This window comes from Acetobacter fallax, assembly GCF_011516735.1.
In the GTDB taxonomy this organism is placed as follows: domain Bacteria; phylum Pseudomonadota; class Alphaproteobacteria; order Acetobacterales; family Acetobacteraceae; genus Acetobacter; species Acetobacter fallax.
The window spans coordinates 1-7,600 of the sequence record NZ_WOSX01000079.1 but is presented as its reverse complement, the minus strand read 5'-3'; the positions used below and the strand labels follow the sequence as shown (position 1 = coordinate 7,600).

Genomic DNA, 7,600 nt, shown 5'->3' with positions numbered 1-7,600 from the left:
GACGCAGTCAGTTCAACCATCGGCGAACTCCTGCGCAGCTACACTCCCAGCGAATGCGCCAACTACTTCACCAACTCAGGATATGGACCAACATAAAATCATCACGCTCTAGCAGAAGATCGGGCTCTGCCCGCACCCGGAAGGGGTCGCGGACCCCTTCACCCCAATCTGTTGATCAATAAGCCGGTTTGCAAAAGCTCTGTTGTCATTAAGTGCTGGCTCCTTCCCAGGGCTTTGCCATGGAACCCAGCAAAGGTCACAGACCTTTGGAAACCATTTTATTATGAATCAATCGGAGTGCAGGGGCCGTCGTGCGCAGCCCGCCTTCGCGTGACGGTCCCTGCCGGGTCCGGGCAGAGCCCGGATTCTGCTAACCCTTTGAAAAATCACAGATCAACACGGAACGACAACAGAGCCTTTCCAGAGGTCTGAGACCTCTGGTGGCCGTCATGGGCAAAGCCCTGAGACAGTGCCCGCACTCAACGTGAACAAAGGCTTTGGAAGCTGGCCTCTGATAAGGATCAGAGAGCGCAGCGATTACTGATCGGCGCTGCGTCGGGCGTCGATATCAGCTTTCATGTGAGCCTGCACTTTTTCGAAAGAACGGCTTTCAATCTGACGAACGCGCTCACGGGAAATGCCATACTGCTGGGCAAGTTCTTCAAGAGTGACAGGATCATCTTTCAGACGCCGTTCCTCAAAGATATGACGCTCACGATCATTCAGAGATTCGAGCGCACTTGTCAGAAGCGCTTTCCGGTCGGAAAATTCTTCATGTTCGCCGAGTGATTTTTCCTGATTGTCCGTGTCATCAACCAGCCAGTCCTGCCACTCGCCTTCGCCGTCACTGCGCAGAGGCGCATTCAGACTGTGATCAGCCGCCGCGAGACGACGGTTCATATTAACCACATCCTGCTCCGGCACACCGAGGGCCGTAGCAATCTGGTTCACCTGCTCAGGGGCAAGATCACCGTCATCAATGGCTTTCATCTGCCCCTTGAGGCGACGAAGATTGAAGAACAGCTTTTTCTGCGCTGAGGTCGTGCCGATTTTTACCAGTGACCAGCTATGCAGGATATATTCCTGAATCGCGGCCCGGATCCACCACATCGCGTATGTCGCAAGACGAAAGCCACGTTCAGGATCGAAGCGGCGAACCGCCTGCATCATCCCGACATTGCCTTCGCTGATCAGTTCATTCACCGGGAGGCCGTAACCCCGGTAACCCATTGCGATTTTTGCGACGAGACGCAGATGCGATGTGACAAGCTTATGAGCCGCCTTAACGTCTCCGTCATCACGCCAGCGGCGGGAGAGGGACGTTTCCTCCTCGGGAGAGAGGAGAGGATATTTGCGGATTTCCTGAAGGTAGCGGGAAAGACTGACTTCAGGACCAGGGGTAAGGACCGATGTTGCCATGGGAGGAGTCTCCTTCATCCCGATCGCTGGCTTTATCGATATCCCGACTTCTTCTGAACGCCGGGCATCGGCCTGCTTTATCGGGCGACGCTGGGAGTGGACTTCAAATGTTCCCGGACCGCTTCCCCAACAGTGGCAGAAGAAGCCCGGAACATCCATTCCGGCGGCCCGACGGGCGCGTCGAAAAGATGGATCACCTTCTACGTTAATCGACCCGAAAAGTCAAGATTAACAAAAAATTATGTAGTTAAGATCTGGCCAGTTGCATTTCAAGGGCCTCGAAATCTTCCGGTGGTGGTGTCTCAAACAGCAGGGTTTCACCGGTTCGTGGATGCGTAAACCCAAGCCGTGCCGCATGAAGTGCCTGACGCGGAAAATCGAGCGCCGCATCGCGAGCTTCAGTCGGACATTTCCGGGCAAAAGCAGGAATCCGACGCAGATAAACAGGATCGCCCATCAGCGGATGCCCATTCGCGGAGAAATGCACACGAATCTGGTGTGTGCGTCCCGTTGCAAGCCGACACTCCACCAGCGCGGCATAATCGCCGAAAGGCCGCAGCACAGTGTACCGGGTCAAAGCCTCTTTGCCGCCATGGCTGACGAGCGCCATCCGTTTGCGGTCGCGACGATCGCGCCCGATATTGCCTTCATATTCCCCGAGGCTAGGAGACGGAACGCCCCAGCACAGGGCAAGGTAGGAGCGGTCGATCCGGCGCGCAGCGAAATCCTCGGAGAGAGCGTGATGAGCCTTTTCCGTCTTGGCCACCACCATCACACCTGATGTATCTTTATCAAGCCTATGCACGATACCGGGACGCTTCTCCCCGCCGATCCCGACCAGACTGTCGCCACAGTGAGCGATCAGGGCGTTGACGAGCGTGCCGGTTTCGTTGCCTGGCGCCGGATGAACGACCAGGCCGGCAGGCTTGTCCAGGACGATGAGATCACTGTCTTCGTAAAGAATAGCGAACGGAATGGCTTCTCCCGCAGGTGTGGCGGGCGTCGGAACCGGAATATCGATGACGAAAGTCACACCGGCACGGGCTGGCTCAGCCGGCTCATGAAAGGCCGCACCGTTGCGCGTGACGTGCCCCGCTTCGATCAGGCCCCTGATCCGGGAACGGGACAGGTCAGGGAAACAGAGCGCGAGCACACGATCAGTCCGTTGCCCGACGAACTCGTCCGTCACGATCAGAGTGCGGGGGCCGTGGGTTGTTTCCATCGCGGACGTCATCTACAGCCCGGACGCTACAAACGAAAGGCTGGATAACGGCATGGAGCAGAGCACATTTGCGCGGCGCGGACTTCTGGCGGCCGTCATTGGTATGGGACTTCTGATCATTGTCGGAACAGGCACTCTTCTTGCTGTTATTGCGCACAGGATGTCCCATCATGCCCGCGCGCTTCCGCCTGTATCATTGCAGCCTGTCGCCGAAAAGACGATTGTTCTTCATGAACCGGCGGGGACGATAATCGGGCAGATTTCGTGGCAGAACGGGTCTGTGCTGGCTGTCAGACTGACAGGCGGGGGGCCTGACCGGATTGTGCTGTGGGACACTGCGGGAAGGCGCATCGTCGGCAGGCTTGAACTGGCTCCATAAGCAAAACTCTGAAATGCAAATATTTTCCATTAAATGCTTGTGCTGCATCATTCCTTCCCGTAAGAAGCCCGCGTCTGCTGTCCCATTCGTCTAGAGGCCTAGGACGCCGCCCTCTCACGGCGGCAACAGGGGTTCGAATCCCCTATGGGACGCCAAATTTATTTGGCAATGTTATCAGCGCCTTACGGGTAAATCGCCCTATCCCATCCAAAAATTAAGTAGCGATTTTGGACCAATTCTGGACCAATGACGATTCCGTCCCCCTTCGGAGTTCGTCTCATGGCTCGTACAAAATCCGCCGAAAATGCCAAAGATCCTGCCACGGGACGTCCGCTGCCCGATGGTGTGAGTTGCCGGGGTCCAAAGCAGTATCGGGCACGCAAACTGGTCAACGGCGAGCGGATCGTCAGAACATTCGATACAGCCCGTCTCGCCCGCGCGTGGCTTGAAGAGACCTCGGTCAAGGTCCGCGAGGGCCGCAATATCGATGTCCGTACCCTCGACGGAATCATGCTGCGAGCGCTGATCGAAAGATATCGCGATGAGTGCATGGCTCATCGCGAGCGCGATCGCACTGGTCATATTCCGGCTCTGCTCCGCGACACGATCGCTGACCTGAAGCTCTCCCGCCTGACGATCCCGGCTGTCAGAGGTTTCCGGGACAGGCAGGCGAAAGATCTGGCCCCCGCGACCGTTGTGAAGAGACTCAATTTGCTTGCATCCATTCTGCAGCACGCCATGAGCGAATGGGACGTACCACTGCCGCAAAATCCAGCTTCAGGGCGCCTGATCAAGCGACCGGCGGGGGCAGACCGAAAGCGCAATCGCAGGCTGGAAGAGGCAGCCTGTTCCGCAGGGAGCGTCTCGCCGGGGGAGCACGAGCCTTCCGGAGAGTATGAGCGTCTGCTGGACGCTGTGAGATCAGACACCCATCCTGATGATGTCTGGCTCGTCAGGTGGTCCGTCGAGCAGGCCACCCGCCTGAGCGAAGCCACCTCTCTGCGTTGGTGTGACGTCGACCTCACAGCAAGAACCATCAGTCTGGCGCACACCAAAACTATCCATCTCGCGGAAGAGCGAGGCCCCGAAATCCGGCCCCTGATGCCCGGCGCGCGGGCTCTGCTTCGTGAGAAACTCGCTTCGTTCGACGCTCCGCCAGCACCCGAAGATCTGATTTTCGATGTTGGTGACGAACGCGCTTTTTCAGTGAGGTACGGCCGAATGGTGAAACGGGCCGGTCTTCACGACCTGACCTTCCACGACTTAAGGCACGAGGCAACCTCGCGACTGGCCCGTCTGTTTCCAAATCCGCTCGATTTATGCCGCGTGACCGGGCACCGCGATCTTAAAAGTCTGGATCGCTACTACCAGCCCGTGCTCACGACCCTTGCGGAGAATGCGGAAGAGCGCGCTCGTGTGCTTGGCTTCATTTATGACAGCGATGAAGGCGTGGCCAGGTAGATCCGGGCCACAGGATACAGATGTGAGCCTGACAAAACCCGCTTTGAAATATTTTGTTATCGTTCTTGCTGCTGCGGAAAATCTCTCTGGCCAGAAACCGGAAACGCCCCGCAAAAAATAATATTCGGAACGAAAGCGAAAATACTTCCTTCGGTTTTCTGTTGAATTTTACCGGATACTTCCGACTATCCTGAATGCGGCACAGGGAAGCAGTGAGGACGGACGTGGATCACCGGAATAACGGCAGCGCCTGCGAGGTCATGACTTCGAGAGAGGCGGCGGACTACCTGCGAATATCATACGATGCCTTTCGCACAATGCGATCCCGCGGCCAGGGGCCGACCATTTTTATTGCGATTGGTCGACGACTTCGCTTTCGCAAGCAGGATCTTGACGCTTTTCTCGCATCGCACGTTCAGCGCAATACCCCTGTACCCGACATGGATAACTCTGCTGCAGCTGACCAGCACGGTCTTGCGGTCAGGCGTAAAAGAGGTCGCCCGCGAGCGACAGGCCAGATCGAGGTCGTGACGGTCTCTGTTTACGTACGGGCGGCTGCTCTTCTGGCCCTGATCATTGCTGTGTATCTCCTCGGCCTTTCGTTATTCTGAACGAGCCGCTGCCAGCCTGTGTCATGCCTGATAAAGCGGAATTTTCGTTGCGCACAGATTCAGTTCAGGCAAAAGCGCTGACAGCGTCTGCAGACCATGAGATCACTGCACTTCCTGCTTGGCATGTCCGGCACCAGGAGTACTTAAAGGGCGCCCTGGCGCGGATTGGACAGAGTTCTTCACCCGCGATTTCTGCCATCGCACAAGCCTGTCTGCTGCGAATGCCCTGCCGTGTGCGCGCGTCGATGACCGAAGACGAGACGGCAGCGCAGATCATGGACCTCGTAGAGGCGATTTCACAGCGTTACGTCTCCCCGAACAGCCTGAGCGCTCGCAACGCCCTGCTCTTTAAGCTTGGCCTTGGCTGGAAGGAACGGTGGGTAGCCCTGCCGGACATGATCCGTCCGATGATCGTCACTGATGCCGTCGGGCCAGGCAGGTTCGCAATCCTGTGGCTGAGCACGCCCGTCATCACCAGCGCCAAGGGACGTACTGCCCCTCAGGCCCTCGCCGATCAGGCTGAAATTCTGATGGCGGAAGCTCTCGGGGCATCGCGCCTTGCTGCGCTGAGTCTGGTCGGGTCACCATGGGCAATCCGGCAGGATCTTCCAGACAGCGCTACACCTGCTCAGCCCGTCTGGAAGATCCTGCCAGGGGCGGGGCCGGTTGAACTACGCGCTGTCATCAAGCTGCTTTCGCCGCAAGCAGGCCCGGACTTCGGTGAGGACTGCGACAAAACTACTGAGTTCTACAACACTCCAGGAGCGATCCGGACCACCAACCAGCACCTGTTCGACGAGGTCCGGAAGCATTTCAGAAATCATCCGTCGCCTGATCTTAAAGATATTCTTGCCTATGCTCTCGCGGTCAATAAACAGTTTCCGCGCCCCGTCGCTCGACTGACTGTCGATGAAATGTGTGAGCGTATTCATGGCTATCTACAGAAAAAACGCGCATCTCGCGCCGCCCGTCCGACCAGACGCAGAGACCCCAGCGAAACACCCCGACAGGCGCAGGCACGTGCGGGACGCGAGACCGGGAAGATCCGATTTGAAGCCACATCGCGTCTGCTGGTGAGTCTTGTCGCCGAGTGGCCCCGTAATCGAGAGCTGACGCAAACAGCTCTTGCAATGGCAGCAGGTGTCTCCGAACGAACCATCCGAACGCACTGGAATCAGATAATCCTGACCGGCAGTTCGCTCCCTCTATCTGGTAGTACAAAGCATCTCACGAGGACAGAGATACTATTTAATGGAAAAACCCTTTCTGATCTTGTCTCACATCGGAAGACCGAACTGGAAGATCTGGCGTACTATGAAAGTTACAAGCGAGATCTACGGCGTTTTCCAGCGGTTCTGAATTGTCCAGACACGCCCGCTTCGGGCGGGGATAATCCGGAGATTGCCCAGGCTTATCGTGACGCCGAGGCCGCCTTTGAGAAAGCCAGAAAACGGTTCTGGAAAACGGCTTCCATGCAGCGTCGGTCAGGGATGAAGGCTGCTCGGCAGCAGCTGTTGCGCGAGGCTGGCATGAGGAACGACATCTCCGTGAGGGAGCGCGCTCTCAGCGCCGTCCCGGCACGGCTTGCGCGGCTTCAACCGTATCTCGAGAAAGAATATCATCAGGAACGTATTCCCGTTCTGCTGAAGATAATCAGAGCCAATATGGTGAACAAAATCGAGGCTGATTATCGTATAGGCGTCATGGCGAGAACACTCCGCGAAGCTCAGCCATCCCCCATCGCGCCAAGGCGCTGTCGCATGGTCCATCGCCCGAAACCGCTCGACCAGTACCTGTCCGCTATGTTTCGTGTTCTTCGAAAACCTGCATCCGGCGTTGATCCGGGCGAGAACGGTGGTCATACCCGTTTTTGCAAAAAACTCATGCACCACCTCGTTCATGCCTGCGGTTTCGATGTCCATGGTGTGGCACTTCTCAGGAAAAAGATTGTCGAGGCACTGCGGATTGGCGCCACAACACGGTCACTCCTCAGAGACAGTTCGCAGTTGCTCTGTAAGACGCGACGGAGCACCTCTCGACGTCGCCCTGCTTCGTTAACCCGAGATCACCGGCGGTGGCGTCAGCAGCCCGACCGCAGGTAGCGCCGTGTACTGCCTGCGGACAGGACTGAGTGTCTCAGCCGCATACCCCTATGCAAGTCTCACGGACCCTACGACAAGCCGCCGTAATGAACGGACCAAGCAAGCCTTCGTAATATCATATCCGCCATAAATCACTTGATTGCAGTCCCGGCTGTACTGTTGAGGCGACACTTCTGCTCATCGACGGAAAATGGAAAGGGGTAATCCTCTACCACCTGTTCCAGGGCACCCTGCGGCTGGCAGGCCTCACCTGGCTGGTGCCGGATTTCAGTACGCTCAGCCGTCGGCAGAAATCCCTGAGAGCCTGAATCAGAAAGCGGTTTGATTGATTTTTCGCAGAACTCTGCGGATATGGGCAATCATCAACCATGCGCAGGATGACGAGATTGTTGTCTCGACATCCTTC

At 57.0% G+C, this 7,600-nt stretch carries 6 protein-coding genes, 1 tRNA gene and 2 pseudogenes; 6 read left to right on the top strand and 3 right to left on the bottom strand.

Going from position 1 to position 7,600, the window contains the following annotated elements; translation table 11 throughout:
• Nucleotides 1-537: 537 nt before the first annotated feature.
• Both rpoH and GOB85_RS18025 read right to left on the bottom strand, forming a co-directional pair.
• Nucleotides 538-1,419, bottom strand: coding sequence for an RNA polymerase sigma factor RpoH (rpoH, locus tag GOB85_RS18030; protein ID WP_173578763.1), 882 nt, complete (start codon nt 1,417-1,419; stop codon nt 538-540).
• A 247-nt stretch (nt 1,420-1,666) separates the two neighbouring features.
• Nucleotides 1,667-2,641, bottom strand: coding sequence for an RluA family pseudouridine synthase (locus GOB85_RS18025; protein ID WP_173578762.1), 975 nt, complete (start codon nt 2,639-2,641; stop codon nt 1,667-1,669).
• A 52-nt stretch (nt 2,642-2,693) separates the two neighbouring features.
• On the opposite strand from GOB85_RS18025, the gene GOB85_RS18020 reads away from it, so the two are divergent.
• From GOB85_RS18020 to GOB85_RS19645, 6 genes and pseudogenes are all read left to right on the top strand, one after another.
• Nucleotides 2,694-3,020, top strand: a complete 327-nt coding sequence (locus GOB85_RS18020; protein ID WP_173578761.1) for a hypothetical protein — start codon at nt 2,694-2,696, stop codon at nt 3,018-3,020.
• Nucleotides 3,021-3,099: 79 nt separating this feature from the next.
• A tRNA-Glu gene (locus GOB85_RS18015) sits at nt 3,100-3,175 on the top strand.
• 124 nt (nt 3,176-3,299) lie between these two features.
• On the top strand, nt 3,300-4,481 hold the full coding sequence (locus GOB85_RS18010) for a site-specific integrase (protein ID WP_242011619.1): 1,182 nt from the start codon (nt 3,300-3,302) through the stop codon (nt 4,479-4,481).
• Nucleotides 4,482-4,741: 260 nt separating this feature from the next.
• Nucleotides 4,742-5,092 carry a helix-turn-helix domain-containing protein gene (locus tag GOB85_RS18005; protein ID WP_242010958.1) on the top strand — a complete coding sequence of 117 codons (351 nt, stop codon included), beginning with the start codon at nt 4,742-4,744 and terminating at the stop codon, nt 5,090-5,092.
• A 245-nt stretch (nt 5,093-5,337) separates the two neighbouring features.
• Nucleotides 5,338-7,194 (top strand): hypothetical protein, encoded by a 1,857-nt coding sequence (locus tag GOB85_RS18000; protein WP_173578758.1) that lies wholly within the window; start codon nt 5,338-5,340, stop codon nt 7,192-7,194.
• A 173-nt stretch (nt 7,195-7,367) separates the two neighbouring features.
• Nucleotides 7,368-7,496: pseudogene (locus GOB85_RS19645) on the top strand (winged helix-turn-helix transcriptional regulator); the annotation flags it as partial.
• A 7-nt stretch (nt 7,497-7,503) separates the two neighbouring features.
• Here the strand turns inward: GOB85_RS19645 and GOB85_RS17990 are convergent.
• Nucleotides 7,504-7,600 (bottom strand): annotated as a pseudogene (locus GOB85_RS17990) (IS5/IS1182 family transposase); the annotation flags it as partial.